The organism is Streptomyces sp. NBC_00885 (assembly GCF_045207475.1).
Taxonomy (GTDB): Bacteria; Actinomycetota; Actinomycetes; order Streptomycetales; family Streptomycetaceae; genus Streptomyces.
This window is the reverse complement of record NZ_CP108796.1, coordinates 168,204-186,834: the sequence shown is the minus strand read 5'-3', so window position 1 is coordinate 186,834 and position 18,631 is coordinate 168,204. Positions and strand designations below refer to the sequence as shown.

Sequence of the window (18,631 nt, the reverse complement as noted above, 5' to 3'; positions counted from 1 at the left end):
ACGACACCCTCAGTCATGTATTTCGATAGAGTTCTCGTATGCGTGCCGACCGGTTGGTGTCGCTGGTGCTGCTGCTGCGTCAGCGCGGTCGGCTGACAGCGGACACGCTGGCCCGCGAGCTGGAGGTATCCACCCGCACCGTGCTGCGCGACATCGAGGCGCTGTCCGCGGCCGGCGTCCCGGTCTACGCCGAACGCGGCAGGCACGGTGGGTTCGCGTTGTCGCCCGGTTTCCGGACCGAGCTCACCGGTCTGAACCACGACGAGGCCCTTGCCTTGCTGACCGCCGGATCGGGGCGCGGCGAGCAGGTATTCGGCCTCGGCTCGGCACTCGCTTCGGCCATGCGGAAGGTTGTCGACGCGCTGCCCGAAAGCCACCGGGCCTCCGCGAGCGACGCGGTCCAGCGATTTCTCGTCGACCCGGAGACCGACCTGCTCTCACGCCGACTGGTCACTGAGCAGGTACCCAGCACCACAATGATCGAGGTCCGGCGCGCGGTGCTCGCCGGACACAAGCTGCGCATCCACTACGCGGCCACGGGCCAGACGCCACGGTGGCGCACGGTGGACCCGATCGGCCTGGTCACCGTACGCGACCGGGGCTATTTGCTGGCCACGAGATCTGGCGCGGACCGCACCTACCGGCTGTCGCGGGTGTTGGCCGCCGAGGAACTCCCCGAAACAGCACGGCGACCAAACCGGGTCGATCTGGACCGAATCTGGCGGGAACGCTCGGCGCAGTTCCTCTCCGGCGGCGACCACATCACCGTGCTGGTACGGGTGAACCCGGCGCGGCGGGAGGACCTGCTGGACACCGCGCTGGCCGTCCGCGCAGAAGAACCCGACGCAGACGGCTGGCTGCGGCTGAAGGTGACCTTCCAGGATTCCCGACACGCTGAATGGGCGCTGTGGCAGCTCAGCACGGACGCGGAAGCTCTGGCCCCGCAGTCGTTGCGCATCTCCCTACGCAACCGCGCCGCCACGATTGCCACCCGCTACGGAGACTCATCCTGAAACGGACTTAACGACCTCTCAGGAATGCAGTAGCTACTCGCAATGTCGGTCAGTCCCGTCCGGCCGTTGTCAGTGCCGCCTGGAAGGATCACTGGCATGACGCCGTTTGTTCTCACCGACATCGAACGAGCCGTTCGCAGCAGCTGGAGTGCCGAGACGTGCACGCCTGAGTTCCGATCGCGCTGGAGCCCGGACAACCCGGCTCGGGACCAGTGCGGTGTGACCGCCATGGTGCTCAATGACCTGCTGGGAGGTGAGCTGATCCGGGGCGAGGTCCACGTCGGCGCAGAGCGTGTGGACTACCACTGGTGGAACCGCCTGGGCATGGGGATCGAGATCGACCTCACCCGCGAGCAGTTCGGGCCGGAGGAGACTGTCACCGAAGGCATCGCCATTCCCCGCCCGCCCGTGACCGAGTGGCGCAGGCTTCGTGAGGAGTACGGGCTTCTTCGCGACCGCGTCATGGAGAAGCTCAATCGGCAGCAGGCGGCGGTCTCTGCGGATGCGTCTCGCTAGCCAACTTGGGCGGTTCGGCTCGGGCGCGGGGCGTACCGAGACGGTGTCGTCGGTGGCGACCGCCACCGTCGGACCGCCCAGCGCCCTTAGGCGCGCCTGGAGTTGCGATCCTCGGCCACCCTCCGGCATGCGCAGACGCGCCGCCCCCAGCACCTCGCGGTGCTGGAGCGGCGCGTGCTGCTGGCGGCCGGGGACCAAATCAGCCGGTGAGGATCAGTTGGTGAGGATGCCCGGGTCGGACAGACCCGAGGCGCCGGTCTCGACCTTGCCCGCGAGGCGGCGGAAGAAGTTGGACGAGGTGGTGGAAGTGACCGTCACGTCGTACCAGTTGCGGCAGGCGCCCAGGTCGACGGAGTGCGTGACGGTCGCTCCCCTGCGGACCGTGAAGGTCTGGGGGGTGCCGGCGTAGGCGTTGGTGACGGTGAGGTGGGCGTCGACGGTGCCGGCGTTGGTGAAGGTCAGGTCGAGGTTGCCGATGGCCGCGTTGTGGCGCGCGGCGACCTCGGGGCCGGCGGTCTTGCCCGGGTTGCGGAAGCGGCGCAGGAAGCCGTTCGGGCCGTGGACGGTCAGGTCCGTGACGCCCTTCGAGTACCGCGAGTTCCAGTTGTCCGCGATCGACTTGCCCGCCTCGGTCGTGTACGTCCAGGGCGCGTCGGTACGGTTCGCCGAGGTGACGTAGAACTGGGCGCCCACGGCCGGGCCGCCGCTGAAGGTGAGCTGGTACGTGCCGGCGCCAGGGTCCGCGGAACCGTCCACGTGCGGCGCGTACGCGAGCGGGCGGGTGGGCTTGGCGCCCGGCTCCTGCCGGGGCATCGTGCCGACGGCCGGGGCTGGGGCCAGGAAGTCGGGGTGGCGGTCGCGGTCCGGCGGGAAGTACCCGTCGGTCGGCGGCAGCTCGGCGGGCGTCGCCTCCGTACGCGCGAAGTCGAAGGCGGAGGTCAGGTCGCCGCAGACGGCGCGCCGCCAGGGCGATATGTTGGGCTCCTCCACCCCGAAGCGGCGCTCCATGAAACGGACGATCGAGGTGTGGTCGAAGGTCTCGGAGCAGGTGTAGCCGCCGGTGCTCCAGGGAGAGACGACGAGCATGGGCACGCGGGGGCCGAGGCCGTAGGGTCCGGCCACGTAGCCCGTCTTGCCCGGGAAGTAGTCGAGCGCCGTCGGGGTGGTGGACAGGCCATGCTCGGGCCCGGACGGCACGTACGGCGGCACGATGTGGTCGAAGAAGCCGTCGTTCTCGTCGTAGGTGATGAAGAGGGCGGTACGGGCCCACACGTCAGGGTTCGACGTCAGGGCGTCCAGTACCTGCGAGATGTACCAGGCGCCGTAGTTGGACGGCCAGTTGGAGTGCTCGGAGAAGGCCTCGGGGGCGGCGATCCACGAGATCTGCGGGAGCCGGCCGGCCTGCACGTCGGCGCGGAGAATGTCGAAGAAGCCGTCGCCATTCTTGGCGTCGGTGCCGGTACGGGCCTTGTCGTACAGCGGGTTGCCGGGCTGGGCTCCCCGGTACTTGTTGAAGTACAGCAGGGAGTTGTCGCCGTAGTTGCCGCGGTAGGCGTCGTTGATCCAGCCCCAGGAGCCGGCGGCGTCGAGGCCGTCGCCGATGTCCTGGTAGACCTTCCAGGAGACGCCGGCCGTCTCGAGGCGCTCGGGGTAGGTGGTCCAGTCGTACCCGGCCTCGGCGTTGTTGAGGACCGGGCCGCCGCCCGTGCCGTCGTTGCCGGTGTGGCCCGTCCACATGTAGTAGCGGTTGGGGTCGGTGGAGCCGATGAAGGAGCAGTGGTACGCGTCGCAGATGGTGAAAGAGTCCGCGAGCGCGTAGTGGAACGGGATGTCATCGCGGGTCAGGTACGCCATGGTGGTGGCGGTCTTCGCGGGCACCCACTGGTCGTACTTGCCCTGGTTGAAGGCCTTCTGGCCGCCCGCCCAGTCGTGGTTGAGGCCCTGGAGGAATTCCATGCCGAGGTCGTCGCCCGGGGGCCGGAACGGCAGGGTGACCTTCTTGCCGGCCGCCTGGTTCCAGACGGACTTGCCGCTGGGCAGGGTGACCGGGCGGGGGTCGCCGAAGCCTCGTACGCCCTTCATAGCGCCGAAGTAGTGATCGAAGGAACGGTTCTCCTGCATCAGGACGACGATGTGCTCGACGTCCTGGATGCTGCCGGTGGTGCCCTGGGCAGGGATGGCGGCCGCCCGGGCGATGCTGTCGGACAGCATGGTGAGTGCGGTGGCACCACCTGCCAGCTGCAGGAAGCGGCGGCGGTTGAGTTCTGCCATGGTGAGTCGACCTCTGCGGGTGAGGGGGCTGGCGGGGGGCGCCCCAAGGAGAGCGCGCAAGGGGTACCGCCCGGCGGACGCCCCATGACTGCCCGCGGTACGGCGGGCAAACGCCCCGTGCCGGAGCTGACGGGCAGAGTCCGCGTAACACATCGCGGTCCTCTGATCGAGCCCGAACACCTCGGTGAGGTGAAGTGGTTCGGGCTTGGAGGTGGCTTCCTCGAGTTGGAGGTCGACGCGGAGTCGTTCCAGCGTCGGCGGCCTGTCCGCGCATCGCGGCGCTGATTCAGTCCGTGTCAGGCGAGGTCCGGTCCTGGGTGATCACGCTGTCGCGATGGGTTCGCGCACACTCGGCGGTTGTGGTCACGGCTCTGCGACCACGGCCGTCAGTTGACCAGGAGTCCCGGGTTGAGAATGCCGTTGGGGTCCAGGGTGTCTTTCGCGGCTCGGAGCGCGGCCGCGAACACGTCGGGGCGCTGGCGGTCGTATGCCGGGCGGTGGTCGCGTCCGACGGCGTGGTGGTGGGTGATGGTGGCTTTGTGGCGGTGCAGTACTTCGTTGGCAACCGTCTTGAGTTCGTCCCAGATCGCTACCTCGGAGCCGGGGCGGCCGGCGGCGAGGACGGTGAAGTACGGTGCGGCGCCGTCCGGGTAGACATGGGTGATGCGGCAGTTGATGGTTGCGGGGTGTCCGGTTGCCAGGTGGGCGGCGTTGCCTACTTCGGTGCGGACGGCATCGATCAGTTGCGGCAGTCGGTCCCAGGTGACTGCCGTTTCGAATGTTTCGACGATGGCGCCCATGCGGGCCAAAGCGTCTCTGAGGTAGGGCATACGCAGGAAAGCGGTGCGCCATGCGTCTACGGCCGCGTCGGCGGGCGTGCCGGGCTCGGTGGCAGGTTCTTCGGCGTGTCCATGGTGGGAGCGGGCAAGTTCGATGGCTTGTCCGAGACGGCGGTCAACGGGGGCATGGGCCGACTCGAAGCCCAGGATCAGTACAGCGGATCCGTCGTGGGAGGCGCCGGCCAGGGCCGCTTCACCGGGGTCGAGCAGGCGGCAGTTGGCGGGGTGGAGGTCGGACTGGGCGATGGACCGCAGGCCTCGTAGTGCGTCGGTGAACGAGGTGAAGGTGACGGAGGCGCCGGACTTGAAGGCGGGTTTCTCCTGAAGCCGCATCCATGCCTCCGTGATGATCCCGAGAGTGCCTTCGGAGCCGAGGATGAGTCTGTCGGGGGAGGGGCCCGCACCCGAGGCGGGCAGCCGCCAGGATTCGCTGGCTCCTATGGGTGTGATGGCACGCAGTGACTCGGTGAAGTCGTCGATGTGAGTGCGCAGAGTGGCGTAGTGGCCGCCTGCGCGGGTGGCGAGCCAGCCGCCCAGCGTGGAGAACTCGAAGCTCTGGGGGAAGTGGCGCAAGGTGAGTCCGTGGGGACGCAGTTGGGCTTCGAGGGCCGGGCCGAGTGTACCTGCCTGAATGCGCGCGGCCAGGCTCTCCTTGTCGATCTCCAGTACCCGGTTCATGCGGGTCAGATCGAGTGAGACGACTGCGGCGTGCGCGTCACCACGGTATTCGACGCCGCCGGTCACGGAGGACCCGCCGCCGTAGGGGACAACGGCGGCTCCCGCCTCTCCGGCCCACTCGAGCAGGTCGGCTACGTCCTGGTCGGTCTCCGGATGAGCCACGAGGTCGGGCGCTCTTCCGGACCGACCTCGCAGGGCCCGCATCACGTCCCGGTATGCCTTGCCCATCGTGTGCGCAGCGCGTTGCTCCGGGTCTGCGGTGACCAGGTGGCTCAGGGAACGCCGGACCGCGACGGCCGGTGCCGGGACCTGCAGGGAGGCTACGTCCGGCAGCGGCAGCGGACGCGCGAGTGTGCCGGGCAGTTGCCCGCCCAGGGCGATGCATTCGGCTTCGTCGAGCTGTGCATCGGCCCAGCCCCAGCCCCACCAGGAGCGTGCACGGCGGGGTGGGGCCGATGACTCTGATCCGGTCACAACAAGCTCCCGTCACCTACGGTAATTTACCTAGAGGTAATTTACCGTAGGGTAAAATCAGTCCCGTGTCTTCACCCCACCGCAGAGCCGGTACGAAAGGCGTTCCCCGAGAACGCCGCAAGCAGGACATCCTGGGCGCCGCGACCGAGGAGTTCGGCCGACGCGGTTACGAGGCGGCCTCACTGGCAGCCATCGCCCAGCAGGTCGGTGTCACCAAGACCCTTCTGCATCAGTACTTCGGTACGAAGCAGGACCTGTACATCGCCTGCCTCACCCCCATCGGTGAGCGACTTCTCAGTGCGATCCGCACCGCCATGACAGGCAGCCGCAGTACTGCGGACGTGCCCCTGGCGGTCCTGCACGCGGTCTTCACGGCCCTGGAAGGCAGCCGGGAAGCATGGCTCGTCCTCTACGACAACCGGCTTCCACCGGACAGCGAGGCTGCCCGCCTTGCAAAGGAGTACCGGGTCGGCATCGACGACCTCGCAGCCGCAGGATCAGCCGACATCCTGCGAGCAGCCCGATTCACCGACCCCCTCGACGCCGACGCCCTCAAGTACGCCTGGCGCGGCCTTGTGACCGCACTCGTCAATTGGTGGATCCGGCACCCCGAACAGTCCCCGCAAGCCATGGCCGAACGCTGCGCACGCCTGTTCACCTCCGCCGGCATGGCCTTCGGCACCACACACACTCCAGGGTCGTGACCCGCAGCGAGGTGCCCCTGCCTCCGTGAGTCGGGGTGTGGCGGGACGTGACCGCACTGCGGTTCCTCAGCCACGTCGAGTGCGTCGACCGGCTCGATGAGTATCGGTTCGCGTGGCGGCTCGCGATGCCCGGCGCGGACAAGCAGTTCATCGCCGAGCTCACCGAAGTCGTCCCGGAGGGCCGGATCGTGGAAGACGGTCGCCGGGGTTCACCGCGCCGGCGTCGTCATGTTGCACCACCTCAACGACACGACCAGCCGCGTCACGCTACAGGTCGAGTACGAGCCCGACGGCTTCGTCGAACACTGCGGTGCGCTCACCAACCTGGACAAGACGCTGACCAACTATGACTTGGGCCAGTTCAGGCGCATGGCAAGGGAGTTCGCCGGCTGGCATGTCTGACGCACGGCCACCGTCCCGGAGATCTGCCGGGGTCGCGGAGGCTGACTGACACGGCAGCCGTACGACTCGCGCTCTCCTCCGAGCAGCACGGCGGAGGGCGTCGGCATGTCGGCGGCACTACCGGGTGAACCGGGGGAGCCATTTCGCCTTGTAGCCGGGATGCCAGGCGTACTCGGCGGCCAGTTGCCGCACCGCGAAGCCGAGTCCGACTGCTCGGCCGGAGGCGAAGTCGTCGGCCGGCCGGTCGACGTCCCGGTCCGCCACGTCCAGATATTCGCCGAGCAGGACGCGATTGGTCTCGAGGCGGGCCAGCGCGCGAGCCGGGTCATGGAGCGCGATGTGCTGGTCGTAGTTGGCTCCTCTCACAGTGAACGCGATGCCGGACTTCCTGTCATGGACTTCGCCGGGCGCATCCGCCGGGCACCTCCAGTTCGCGCCGCCGGCGTTCCACGCGACCTGCTCCTCCTCGGCAAGTCGTGCTTCGATGAAGGCCACCATGTCTGCGTTGCCGGCCATGCGCCTGAGCTTCCTCTCGTGACGTGCTGTACGGACTGCGCAGTCATTCTGGGGGACCTGGGACCCCGTGATCCAGCCCGCAGTGGCTCATCGCCTCCGACGCGTTGCCGATTACGACGCAGACATGCGACCGACTGGTGAAGATCGGGGTGGAACTGTTCTGCCTCCCGCCCCGCAGCCCCGAACTCAATGACATCGAACGCGTCTGGCGCTCGGCCAAGTACAAGGGCTGTCCACACCGCGCCCACATCAGCATCGAAGCCATCGGCACCGCCGAGGACCGGGTGCTGACCCGCCAACAAACCCGCATCCAAGGATCAGCAGTGAACTTCACCAAACCGCTGGCGGGGTGTGTGGACCATGGCGGTTCCGCTCGGATGGCTCGCAGGCACCGGTTGCCCGGTTGGTTGGGCGAGTGCCTTCGTTCTCGGCCGCCGAGTGAAGCCTCCGGTTCAGGCGGCCGGACGGGCGGTCTGGGCGTCCAGGGCACTGCGGAGCCAATCGTGGGCGGCGCCGAGGGTGGGTTCCGATGGGCCGCACAGTTCGGCGACGAGTTGCCAGTAGTGGTCTATGCGGGGATCCGCCGTGAGTTCACCGCGGAGCCGGCGGCGGAAGGCGGGGGTGTCGCGCGTTCCGCATGAGCGGGCGTACGCGGAGACGAAGCAGTCGAGTGCCTCGCCCTCGTGCGGGGGCCGCTGTGCCCGCAGGGCCGGCGATGCCAGCGTGAAGGCCTCACGAAGACCGTCGTAGAGCACGGCTGGTCGGTAGCCCTTGTCGGGCTGATGTGCTGCGGGTTGGCCACGATCGGTGCCGGGGCAGGGTCGAGAGACGAAGGCGTGCAGTCGGGCGAAGGCCAGTACTTGGGCCGGGGTCGGCTCCGCCGGGGGCTGCGGAACCGCCTGTTCGATGATCGCAGAGACCAGCCGGGCCGGGAGTCGCGCGGGCAGCAGCCAGCGCCGCCAGAAGCGCGTCGGCGCGGCCGTGCTGGGCGGGACGGACACGGCACCGACCAGGCGCAGCCGGTCGGCCCGTTCCTCGGGCGCGCAGTCGCGCAGCAGTTGGAGGGCGGCCTCACGCCAGCGAAGGGCGGCCAGCTGCGAGCCGAGCTCCTGAAGCTGTCCGGCGATGATGTCCTCCAGCGCATCCTCCTGATCGAGGACGCGGCCCACGTCAGGTACCGGCAGGTCAAGGGTGCGCAGCGAGCGGATCAGGCGGAGCCGGTCGACAGATTCGGGACCGTACCGGCGGTGGCCTCCGCTGCTGCGGGCGGTTTCGGGCAGCAGCCCGCGATCGGAGTAGAAGCGGACGGTCTTGACCGTGACACCCGCCCGCTCGGCGAGCTCTCCGATACTCAATGTGCCATCAGTGGACAAGACTTGAACCTCCCTCAGGGGGAGTTCCTACCGTACCGCGGAGCGCGGACAGCCGGTCGGGCAGACCGCGTGGAACGAGGTATGCGAGGAGGCGTTCATGACGGCATTCATCCTGGTCTCGGGTACGTACACCGGTGGCTGGATCTGGCGGGAGGTGACCGCCCGGCTGCGGGAGTCGGGGGCCGAGGCGTACCCGGCGACGCTCACGGGCATGGGGGAGCGCCGCCATCTGGCGGGACCCGGCACGGACCTGGAGTCGCACATAGAGGATCTGGTGCAGCTGATCGACCACGTGGATGCGCCTGAGGTGGTGATGGTCGGTCACTGCTACGGCATCCACCCGGTGCTGGGCGCCGTCGGCCGGCGCCCGGAGCGGATTGCTCGGATCGTCTACGTGGACGCGGGCATGCCCCAGGACGGCGACGCGGCCCTCGAACTGGTTCCCGACCGGGTGGTGCGTGACCGTCTGTCGGACCCGACTGGGCAGGGCGAGGTCGACTGGCGGATCCCCCCGCCGCCACTGGACGAGTGGCAGCGCTGGGGCAGTATCGACGGCGTCCCCGCAGACGCACTGGCACGGCTGGCCCGCCTTGCCGCACCGCAGCCGCGTGGCACGCTCACCCAGCCGCTCCGACTGTCGGATGCGGTCGCCGAGCTGCCGACGACCGGCGTCCTCTGCACCGGCAATGGGTCGAGCATCGCGATGGTCGAGGGCCTGGTAGGACTCGGTGACCCCCGTCTCCAGGCGCTGACCGACCCCCGGGTGACCTTCTTCGAACTCGACACCGGGCACTGGCCGATGCTCTCCACCCCCGGCGAGCTGGCCGAGGTACTGTTCCGAGCCGCCGCAGGAGAAGGGCACCGACTGGCCAGGGCGGTGAGTGAGCAGCCCGCGCATCTTCGGCCTTTCCTCATGGATGTACCGGAACGGAGTCGCGCGCGGGTGGGAAAGGTCGACCTCCACTTGCCTGATGCCGACGCCCCTCGGCCCGCAGTGGTGTTCGTCCATGGCGGCCCGGTTCCCCTTGGCGTGCAGCCGACGCCGCGGGACTGGCCGACCTTCGTCGGCTACGGCCAGTATGTGGCGAGTCTGGGAGCGGTAGGCGTGACGCTGGATCACCGGCTGCACAGTCTCGACGACTACGCGCGTGCTGCCGAGGATGTCGCCGAAGCGGTCGAGCTTGTACGGGCTGATCCGCGCGTCGACGGCGAACGCGTCGCGTTGTGGTACTTCTCCGCCGGCGGGCTCCTGTCAGCGGACTGGCTTGCGGCGCCCCCGGCGTGGCTGCGGTGTGTGGCGGCGACCTATCCCGTACTGGCACCGCTGCCGAACTGGGGCCTTGCCGATTCCCGATTCCGTCCTGCGGCCACGGTGCGTACGGCGGGGCAACTGCCGATCGTGCTGACCCGGGTGGAGCTGGAGCGCGCGGAGATCGCAGCGACGGTCGAGGAATTCCTGACCGCCGCCGAGGACTGCAAGGCCAATGTCGAGGTGGTTGACGTACCTCTCGGCCAGCACGGGTTCGAGACGATCGACCACAGCGAGCAGGCGCGCGACGCCGTGACTCGCGCGGTGCGATCGGTGCTGGGGCACCTGCGCAGCTGAGCGATCGGCCGACGAGTCCGCGACGTACTGCTACGAGGCACCGTAGGGAGAGGGGCCGGGGGCCGACCATCGTGTTGCAAGAGACTGTGCGGGCTGTCGATACACGCCCTGACGCTTGCTTTTCAGTTTCCGGCTTCCCAGGGCGTTCCCGTAGTCGTCCTGCCATAGCAGTGAACCGAACACCCCTTGGGCGGCCGCCGTGCGCCACTGGGGTTCGTGGAAAGCGCGCCGGCTGGGTGCACACCCGGCCGGCGATGTGTCAATCGGGTGCGCCCGGTCAGGCAGAAGTCGGGTTAATAGTTGAACGATACGATCGCGTCGCGCGAGCAGAAGTCTGGGAGGGCATTGCGGTCGACGCACACGTGAATTGCGGCGCGTGCTGCGGTCGCTTCATGCCTCAACCTGCGGGACAGGGGCCCGCTGGCGTGAGTGTGGGTTCGGGCGGACTCGCTGCTGCCCGCGCTTTCCCACTTGCCCTCTACGAGGAAGAAGAACTCCACCCTTACGAACGTGGGCATTCCATCGTTGCGCAGGTCACGCCAATTGGCGCCGACTGTCGCGTAGACACCTCCGTTGTTGGCGAAGTCTCCATCTGCCGAGCCGATGGCCGTATGGCCGCTCTTGGCGTAGATCGGCCCCCACCGCTTGCCGGCCGCAGTGGCAGCAGGCGCCACCACCGTCGACGCGAGCAGTGACGCGGCGACCATCGCGGACGCCGTGAGAACGCCCCGGAAAGCAATTCGTGCCATGATCCCTCCCAGATCAGCAAGGCGTATCGTCCGAATACGCGAGCGGAGCATGGCACGGGCTCGGCTTGGCCGTGACGCGAATGAACCCTTTCAACCCGGTCGGACCATCCGATGGCCAAAACCCTATCTCCGTGGCGTACTTCGATGCGCTCGTTCGTCGCCGACCAGGGGACGAAGTGGCCCAAGGCAGCCGCGAAGAACCCGGACGAAGACTGGATCCACCTGCGCACCACCAACCGATCGAGTCTGCCGTGGTTGGTCACTCACCACCACGGCTTTCATACCGGCGGGTGAGACAGGGGACCAGGCGCCCTTCGCAGATCGGCCGTTGAGCCGACACACCAGCCCGAAGGTCAGTCGAGGAGTAGGGGATTGGGCAGGGTGGCCGCGGGGTGCATGCGGAGGAGGGTGTGAAGGACTCCTGAGAGGCCGGACATGAGGCTGGGGGAGAACGCTTCGCGGGCCAGGCCGCCGACCGGGCCGCGTTGTTCGAGGCCGGTGAGGATCTCGGCGTCGAGGTCAGAGAGGTCGCCGAAGTTCAGGGACGTGAGGAATTCCCACAGGCCGAGGTCGCCGTGGCACAGAGTGTGGCTCCAGCCGAAGCCCTCGGCGGCGCAGGCGCGTGCTGCGCGCTGGGCCATGTCGAGGTGGGCGGGATCACCGGCGCGTCGGTGGAGATCGAGCATGCCGACGCCGACTCCCGCGCTGCCGTGGCACCAGCTGGTGAAGAAGTCCTCCTCCGCGCCGACGCGGACGTCGCGCCAGTTGCCGTGCTCGGGTTCGTAGAGGGACTCCTGGTAGGCGAAGGCCCGCTCGGCGAGGTTGGTCCAGCCGCGCCGTTCGGCCGCGGAACCCGCGTCGCTGAGGGCGAGCCGGGTCAGCGCCCAGCCCATCCCGGTGGCGCCGTGGGCGAAGCCGCCGATGCCCTCGGGGTTGAGCCGGGTCGTCCAGCGGGCGCCGCTCGCGTCGACCGTGGCCAGCGCGGTCAGCCGACGGCCGATGTGCGCGGCGGCGCCGAGCCAGCGGTCCTCCCCGGTCGCCGCGGCCAGGTTGAGGAGCGGGACAACTCCGCCGGCCGCCCCGTTGAGGAGGTCCACCTCGACGTCGTCCTCGACCAGTCGGCCTTCCGCGAGCAGCAAGGCCCTTTCGGCGGCCCGCTCCAGCAGCCAGTCCTGACCGAGCACCCGGTGCAGCGCCATCCAAGTCCACACCTGCGACGCGGCACCGCTGAACGCCCCGGGTGACGGGGTCGGCGTCCGGTCCTCCGTGCCGACCAGCACCCGCAGCGCCCCCTCGAACGTCTCGGCGACGCCCGGCACCTCGTCCGCCCGCCCGGCCCGCACCTCGGTCAGGTACTCCGCGAGCGTCAGCGCCACCCCGCCCTGCCCGGTGTAAAGGTCGGCCGGCAGCACCCTGATGGACCACCCCGCAGGGGTGAAGACAGGGCTGATCCAGGTGACCGTGCCGTCCTCGCCGCGCACCGCCCCGTCACACAGCCGCCGTACCATCTGAGCGGCCAGGTCGCGGCGGCGCCGCTCCCGGTCACGGGCGTGCGGGTCGCGGGCGGCGGCCTGCACCCGCTCGGGCAGCGAACGCTCATTGAGGTACGCGCCCACCAGCGCGTCCTGGATCACCGACTCCTCCAGCGCCAGGTCGGTGGTGCGCCAGTCCTCGACGGTGGTCCGCACGGCGGCCGCGTCCACGGTGAAGCTGAACATCGGTACGTCGCCGGCCAGTAGGTCCGCGATCTCACCGTCGATGGCCGCGCGGTCGGTCGGCGCGCCGGGCAGGACCTCGGCGTTGCGCCGCAGGATGTCCCGGGCGCGCTCGAGTGCTGCAGCCTCGTCGTGCAACGACGCCGGGTGCCACAGCATCCGGCCGATGTCGACGTACGCCTGCGTCGGCCGCAGGATCCGCCGCGCCTGGGCGCCTTCGAAGCGGCGCAGCAACCGGTACGGGTCGACCCCGGGCCGGCGCAGATGCGCGGTCATCTCGAGGAAACCGGCCAGGATCCGGTCCCAGTACGTGCTCAGCACCGGGGTGGGGCTCGGGTGGTTGCCCGCGGTGGGCATCGCCACCAGGTCCACATGGAAGCGGGCCGCCGCGCTGCCACCATCAGCGATCACCGGGTTCGGGATCAGCGGCTGCTGGCCGGGCAGCGCCCCGACCCCGGAGATGTCCACCCCGCCGAGCGCGAAGCCGGTGCCTCGTACGGGCAGCAGTCCGGTACGCAGCACCGTACGGCGGATGGCCGCCGCCGCCACGTCCACCGCATCGCCCCGGCCGCTGGCCGGGAAGGGCGCGGGGGCGTCGAAGAGCGTCTCGGCGTCCACGATGACCGGCACCGGGCCCGCGGCGATCATGTTCTCGGCGTGCATGTCGGTGCCGCCGGTGAAGCGGAGGACGGCCAGCCAGTGTCCGACGTTGCGGTAGAACGCGGCGAGTTCGATGTCGCCGGTGCAGTAGCGGTGGCGGACGAACTCGGCCCAGCCGTAACCCTCGCGTGCCAGCGTCCGCGGCACCCGGATGCGCTCATTCGGTGCGGCACCGGGGAAGTCAGCGTAGAGCTCCTCCAGCAGCGCGCCCAACGCCACGTCGGCCTCGGACGGCCGGGGCTTGTACATGACGCTCCCGCCGGCGAAGTCAACCCGACTGACCGTCAGGCCGCCCCGGTGGGTGTCGCCCGCCCCGAACGTCACGGCTTGCAGCTGCCCTGCGGGTCCTCCCAGCAGCGGCCGCAGCAGTTCGCGGTCCTCGGCGAACCGCTGCGCGAAACCGGCCGTCGCCGCCACCGACAGCCGAGCCACCGACGCGATCCGCGGCCCGGCGCTCGGGTATCGGCCGGCCAGCTGGTCGAGATAGCCCTCCTCACCGGCCTGCTCGATGAACGCTGCCCACGTCCTTGTGTCGGATCCGGCCCCTGCGCCCGGGGCGGCCCGCCCGCCGCCTGCTGCCATGCGCAGCGCGTGCAGTTCAATCAGGAACAGGCGGGACAGCTTCGCGTGCAAGGACTTGAGCAGGGCGGTGTGGCCGGCCTCCAGCACCGCTTCTCGTTCCTTCCGGCCCAGGGCGTCCACGGCGGCGAGCCGCCGGGCCAGCTCTTCCCGCCACGGTCGGGCGATAGTTCGTACGGGTTCGGCGAACCATTCGGCCTCGTCCTTCCTTTCCGGCGCCGCTCCGCTCACCGATCAACCTCCCCATTCCGCCGCGCGTTCGCGCCCTCGGGCGCCTCAAGGGGGCGCGGGGAACTGCCCAATCCCGGGTGCGGACGCGTCGTTGCTCGGCAGTCAGCTCCCCACGCCCTTGTTTCTCGAACCGCACTCCGTAGGGCGCGCCCCAAAGAAGCGCATCCCGCAGGAGCAACGGTCAGTCAGGCAGCGCCGCCTCGGAGAAGGCACTCCGTAGGAAGTCCCTCCGCAAAGGGTCCTAAAGGCGCCAGGCGATCAGCAGCACCAGCTGCCGTGCGACCCGCTCGGGCTGGAACAGAAGCCGTAGAGGGAGTCGCTCGGGTCGGTGAGTGCAGCCTCGGCGGCGGCGCCGCCGACGTAAAGGGGCCCGGCGGGGTTGGTCTGGCCGTACGCGCTCTCGGCGCCTGACAGCCAGGCGTCGAGCACGGCGGTGGTGGGAACACTGGTCTGGGGCATCAGCGGCCTCCGGACGTGGGATTGGGACGGATTGCCCAGTGCTGAGTATCGCCGGACTCGAACACCCGTCAGACGGCCAATCTGGCCAAAGTCGTTTGGTGTTCTTGCGGCGTAACGCTATGTGTGGGGCGAGCGGGACGGTGGCACGGCCGAGCGGTGACCGGGCGATGAACCTCCTCAGCGACCCGCTCGACCAGCTTCAGGACTGGGCGGAGAGTGCCGCTCCGTGCAGCGCATGGCATCCCAAACCCGGGCCGGCCACGATCTGCCGTAGGCCCAGCCCAATAGGCAACGGAAGCGACCGCCGACGACCCCTTCGTCAACGTCGGCGAGCGGCCGCCAGGCCGGGGGTGTCGAGGCGACGGGGCCGAACACCTCTCTCTGGTCCCGCAGTACGGCCAGATCCATGATGGCCTCGCCGCCCTCGCGAGCATCACCGCGAGATCGGTGGCGATCCGGCCCGGATTATGTCCGGTCCCGGCGGGCGAGGCGACCGCAACGCGGTGAAGTACGCCGCGGGTTGACGAGCCTGGCCCAGCACTCGCGTGACGAGACGACCTCCGCGAGACGGCGGCGCGCCACCGCTTCGCGAAGAGCTTGTCAGCCCATTGGACGGCAAAGGCAAGGAGAGCTCTCTCCTTGCCACTCTCAACGTATAGCGCGCTGGGGGGCTTGCCGCAAGACCCGGGTCACGGCGCAGAATCGTCGGCCGATGCCACAACCTGCGGAAATGGGGGCACGCCGTGCGTGTGTTGTTGTCGACGTATGGGGGACGCGGTGACGTCAGAACAGTGGTGGGACCGGGAGTGCAGTTGCGGGTGCTCGGCGCGCAGGTGCGGGTGTGCGGGGGTGCGCGCCGCCCGACTGGGCGGAGCGGCCGGCCGACTCGTCACAGGGAAGGCAACCAGGGATGAGGACGTGCTCGACAAGAGGTTCGACAGAGTTGGAGGCCCCGGTGATTCGATCGGCCACCGCAGTGCAACGGAGCACGGCTGCCTCGGAGGTGTCGCAATGATTGAGCAGTACGTGTTGGATCTTCAAGAGGTTGACGAGATGCAGGTCGCGGTCGTTGGCGGCAAGGGAGCGCACCTGGGCGGGCTGTCGCGGATCGACGGCATCCGCGTGCCGGGTGGCTTTTGCGTGACGACGGACGCCTTCCGGCGGATCATGGCGGAAGTGCCGTCGATCGACGATCGGCTCGATCAGTTGTCGCGCTTGAACCCGGACGACCGGGAGGCGATCCGCACGCTCAGCGCGCAGATTCGTCGGACCATCGAAGGGATTGCGATCCCGGGCGATCTCGCGGCGGCGATCACCCGCGCGCTCGCCCAGCTCGGCGAGCAAGCCGCATACGCCGTCCGATCCAGCGCGACGGCAGAGGACCTGCCGACGGCCTCCTTTGCCGGCCAGCAGGACACGTACCTGAACGTCGTGGGGCCGACTGCGATCCTCCAGCACGTCAGCCGGTGCTGGGCCTCGCTGTTCACCGAGCGGGCCGTGACCTACCGCCGGCGGAACGGCATCGACCACCGTACGGTCCACATGGCTGTGGTCGTGCAGCAGATGGTCTTCCCGCATGCGGCCGGCATCCTGTTCACGGCCGACCCCGTCACGGGCAACCGGAAGGTCGCCACCGTGGACGCCGGCTTCGGCCTCGGCGAGGCCCTGGTCTCCGGCCTGGTGAACCCGGACGTCTTCACGGTGCGACACGGCGAAGTCGTCGCCAAGGCGATCGCCGCCAAACAGCGTGCCGTTCACGCCCTGCCGGCCGGCGGCACGCAGGAAGTGGCGATCGACTCGCAGCGGCGGGAGCAGCCGACGCTGACGGATGCGCAGGTCGTGCGGCTCGTGCAGCTCGGGCAGCGGATCGAAGCGCACTTCGGCCGCCCGCAGGACATCGAATGGTGCCTGGTCGACGATGACTTCCAGATCGTTCAGAGCCGGCCGATCACGACGCTGTTCCCCATCCCCAGGACCGGCGACATCCCCGAGGCCGGCGACCAGGAGAACCACGTCTACGTCTCCGTTGGTCATCAGCAGATGATGACCGACCCCATGAAGCCCCTGGGGCTCTCCATGTGGCAGCTGACGGCCATGGTGCCGATGCACGAGGCCGGCGGGAGACTGTTCGTCGACGTCACCCGACGACTGGCTTCGCCCGCGAGCCGCGTCGGCCTCCTGGACGTCCTGGGGAGAGGCGATCCGCTGGTCCGGGACGCTCTGGAGACCGTCCTCGACCGTGACGATTTCGTCCCGTCGCTCCCGGACGCGTCTCCCGGCGGGCCGCCGGCCATCGGCGCGTCCGCCCCGATCGAGACCGATCCGGCCATCGTCACCGAGCTGATCGAGCGCAGCCAGGCGTCCATCGCCGCCCTGGAGCACGGCATCCGGACGAAGACCGGACCGGCGCTGCTCGACTTCCTGCTGGAGGCCTTCCAGGAGCACAAGCGAGTCCTCGGTGATCCGCTGAGCATGCAGGCGATCATGGCGGGGATGGAGGCCACTTGGTGGCTCAACGACAAGCTGCAGGATTGGCTCGGCGAGAAGAACGCGGCTGACACGCTCACGCTGTCCGCCCCCGACAACGTCACGTCGGAGATGGGACTGGCGCTGCTCGACGTCGCGGACGTGATCCGCCCGCATCCTGAGGTGGTGGCGTTCCTGCACAGCGTCGAGGACGAGGGCTTCCTGGACGAGCTGGCAAAGCTCGCGGGCGGGACCGAAGCGCGCGACGCCATCGAGTCCTACCTCGACCGGTACGGCATGCGCTGCGTCGGCGAGATCGACATCACGAGGCCACGCTGGCGCGAACGCCCCACCACGCTCGTGCCCGTGATCCTCGACAACGTCAGGAACTTCGAGCCGGGCGCCGCCGAGCGGCGCTTCGAGCAAGGGCGGCAGAAGGCGCAGATGAAGGAACAGGACGTGCTGTCACGCTTGCGGGCTCTGCCGGGCGGGGACCAGAAAGCCGACGAGGCCAAGCGGATGATCGACCGGGTCAGAACCTTCATCGGGTACCGGGAGTACCCGAAGTACGGCATCGTCAGCCGCTCCTTCGTCTACAAGCAGGCGCTGCTGGAGGAGGCCGAGCGCCTCGTGCACGCCAATGTGCTTCCTGAGAAGGAGGACATCTTCTACCTCACGTTCCAGGAACTCCACGACGTCGTGCGCTCGAACCAGGTGGATGACCAGCTCATCGAGCAGCGCAAGGACGCGTTCCGGTCGTACCACGCGCTCACACCGCCACGGGTGCTCACATCGGATGGTGAGGCCGTCACCGGGGCGTACCGGCGCGACGACGTGCCGGCCGGCGCCCTGATCGGCCTACCGGTTTCCGCCGGGACCATCGAGGGAAGGGCCCGCGTCATCCTTGACATGGCGGAAGCCGACCTCGAACCGGGCGACATCCTGGTCACGACCTTCACGGACCCCAGCTGGTCACCGCTGTTCGTCGGAATCGCGGGCCTGGTGACGGAGGTGGGCGGCCTGATGACCCATGGCGCAGTGATCGCCCGGGAGTACGGCTTGCCGGCCGTCGTGGGCGTGGAGCAGGCCACCCGGCTGATCCGGGACGGGCAGCGGATCCGCGTGCACGGAACCGAAGGGTACGTCGAGATCATGCCTTGACCGACCACACCGACCACACCGACCAGCCCCGTCCGTAGCTTCCGACCAAACAACGCCAAGCAGTTGATGACCACCCCACGACCGCCGCCCGCAACGCGCACACGACCCCGGGCGATGAGATGCAGTGCGCACCTTCACGCTGGCTGCCAGTCGAGGAACCAGCCGGGTGCGCTGAGCAGATCGAGGCCGAGCCACCCAAGGATGACTCTCGATCGGGTG

General features: G+C 69.0%; 13 protein-coding genes and 3 pseudogenes. 8 read left to right on the top strand and 8 right to left on the bottom strand.

Translation table 11 applies throughout. From position 1 onward, the window contains the following. Positions 1-38: 38 nt before the first annotated feature. Together OHA61_RS00970 and OHA61_RS00965 are read left to right on the top strand one after the other, a co-directional pair. Positions 39-1,013: a helix-turn-helix transcriptional regulator gene (locus OHA61_RS00970; RefSeq protein ID WP_406301214.1), complete on the top strand. Its 975-nt coding sequence runs from the start codon at positions 39-41 to the stop codon at positions 1,011-1,013. Positions 1,014-1,109: 96 nt separating this feature from the next. Further along, the gene (locus tag OHA61_RS00965) at positions 1,110-1,529 is read left to right on the top strand and encodes a hypothetical protein (RefSeq protein WP_406301213.1); all 420 of its coding nucleotides are present in this window, start codon (positions 1,110-1,112) and stop codon (positions 1,527-1,529) included. 213 nt (positions 1,530-1,742) lie between these two features. On the opposite strand, the gene OHA61_RS00960 is transcribed toward OHA61_RS00965, so the two are convergent. Both OHA61_RS00960 and OHA61_RS00955 read right to left on the bottom strand, forming a co-directional pair. After that, positions 1,743-3,800: a phosphocholine-specific phospholipase C gene (locus OHA61_RS00960; RefSeq protein ID WP_406301212.1), complete on the bottom strand. Its 2,058-nt coding sequence runs from the start codon at positions 3,798-3,800 to the stop codon at positions 1,743-1,745. 386 nt (positions 3,801-4,186) lie between these two features. Beyond that, a complete protein-coding gene (locus tag OHA61_RS00955) occupies positions 4,187-5,791 on the bottom strand; it encodes an FAD-binding oxidoreductase (RefSeq protein ID WP_406301211.1) in 1,605 nt (534 codons plus the stop codon). Between the two features lie 65 nt (positions 5,792-5,856). On the opposite strand from OHA61_RS00955, the gene OHA61_RS00950 reads away from it, so the two are divergent. After that, the gene (locus OHA61_RS00950) at positions 5,857-6,495 is read left to right on the top strand and encodes a TetR/AcrR family transcriptional regulator (RefSeq protein WP_406301210.1); all 639 of its coding nucleotides are present in this window, start codon (positions 5,857-5,859) and stop codon (positions 6,493-6,495) included. Positions 6,496-6,530: 35 nt separating this feature from the next. Next, positions 6,531-6,897, top strand: a pseudogene (locus OHA61_RS00945) (SRPBCC family protein). Between the two features lie 117 nt (positions 6,898-7,014). Here the strand turns inward: OHA61_RS00945 and OHA61_RS00940 are convergent. Further along, complete coding sequence (locus OHA61_RS00940; protein WP_361912457.1) at positions 7,015-7,413, bottom strand: DUF6221 family protein; 399 nt, start codon at positions 7,411-7,413, stop codon at positions 7,015-7,017. A 137-nt stretch (positions 7,414-7,550) separates the two neighbouring features. Between OHA61_RS00940 and OHA61_RS00935 the strand changes: the two are divergent. Next, a pseudogene (locus OHA61_RS00935) lies at positions 7,551-7,661 on the top strand (transposase); the annotation flags it as partial. A gap of 204 nt (positions 7,662-7,865) precedes the next feature. On the opposite strand, the gene OHA61_RS00930 reads toward OHA61_RS00935, so the two are convergent. Then, positions 7,866-8,786 carry a MerR family transcriptional regulator gene (locus OHA61_RS00930; protein WP_406301209.1) on the bottom strand — a complete coding sequence of 307 codons (921 nt, stop codon included), beginning with the start codon at positions 8,784-8,786 and terminating at the stop codon, positions 7,866-7,868. A 97-nt stretch (positions 8,787-8,883) separates the two neighbouring features. Between OHA61_RS00930 and OHA61_RS00925 the strand changes: the two genes are divergently transcribed. Further along, positions 8,884-10,392, top strand: coding sequence for an alpha/beta fold hydrolase (locus OHA61_RS00925; RefSeq protein ID WP_406301208.1), 1,509 nt, complete (start codon positions 8,884-8,886; stop codon positions 10,390-10,392). 293 nt (positions 10,393-10,685) lie between these two features. Here the strand turns inward: OHA61_RS00925 and OHA61_RS00920 are convergent, their stop codons facing one another. Further along, positions 10,686-11,141, bottom strand: coding sequence for a hypothetical protein (locus tag OHA61_RS00920; RefSeq protein ID WP_406301207.1), 456 nt, complete (start codon positions 11,139-11,141; stop codon positions 10,686-10,688). Positions 11,142-11,285: 144 nt separating this feature from the next. On the opposite strand from OHA61_RS00920, the gene OHA61_RS00915 reads away from it, so the two are divergent. After that, the gene (locus tag OHA61_RS00915; protein ID WP_406301206.1) at positions 11,286-11,435 is read left to right on the top strand and encodes a hypothetical protein; all 150 of its coding nucleotides are present in this window, start codon (positions 11,286-11,288) and stop codon (positions 11,433-11,435) included. A gap of 59 nt (positions 11,436-11,494) precedes the next feature. Here the strand turns inward: OHA61_RS00915 and OHA61_RS00910 are convergent, their stop codons facing one another. From OHA61_RS00910 to OHA61_RS00900, 3 genes and pseudogenes are all read right to left on the bottom strand, one after another. Further along, the gene (locus OHA61_RS00910) at positions 11,495-14,326 is read right to left on the bottom strand and encodes a type 2 lanthipeptide synthetase LanM family protein (protein ID WP_406301205.1); all 2,832 of its coding nucleotides are present in this window, start codon (positions 14,324-14,326) and stop codon (positions 11,495-11,497) included. Positions 14,327-14,584: 258 nt separating this feature from the next. Next, positions 14,585-14,785 (bottom strand): DUF6229 family protein, encoded by a 201-nt coding sequence (locus tag OHA61_RS00905; RefSeq protein ID WP_324976219.1) that lies wholly within the window; start codon positions 14,783-14,785, stop codon positions 14,585-14,587. 306 nt (positions 14,786-15,091) lie between these two features. Continuing rightward, positions 15,092-15,261, bottom strand: a pseudogene (locus tag OHA61_RS00900) (IS1380 family transposase); the annotation flags it as partial. Positions 15,262-15,796: 535 nt separating this feature from the next. Here OHA61_RS00900 and rph point away from each other — a divergent pair. Continuing rightward, positions 15,797-18,412, top strand: a complete 2,616-nt coding sequence (gene rph / locus OHA61_RS00895) for a rifamycin-inactivating phosphotransferase (RefSeq protein ID WP_406301204.1) — start codon at positions 15,797-15,799, stop codon at positions 18,410-18,412. Positions 18,413-18,631: the final 219 nt, after the last annotated feature.